Genomic DNA, 250 nt, shown 5'->3' with positions numbered 1-250 from the left:
ATAGAGGGTTTTCATCCGGCCAATGTTGGAGCTGCCATATTGCGCCAGTTCGATATCCGACTCATCACCGACATAGCAAGGCATAGACATAGGCCAGAGCATTTCGCTGCCCAGCTGGCTGTAGCTGAATTTATGGATATCGGACAATTGAGATAACAGCTCATCGACATCTCGCGACACCGGGGTAATAAACTCCAGCAGAGACTCAGCAAAGTCCGTGGTTACCCACTTATTGGTCAGGGCCGAACCC

The 250-nt window shown here is 50.8% G+C and carries 1 pseudogene; it reads right to left on the bottom strand.

Annotated elements, in window-relative coordinates:
* Positions 1 to 250, bottom strand: a pseudogene (locus R0J87_RS22975) (glutamate--cysteine ligase); the annotation flags it as partial.

Source organism: Halomonas sp. SIMBA_159, from assembly GCF_046536035.1.
Lineage (GTDB): Bacteria > Pseudomonadota > Gammaproteobacteria > Pseudomonadales > Halomonadaceae > Vreelandella > Vreelandella venusta_A.
The sequence above is the reverse complement of the archived record's forward strand: the minus strand, read 5'-3'. Positions and strand labels throughout refer to the sequence as shown.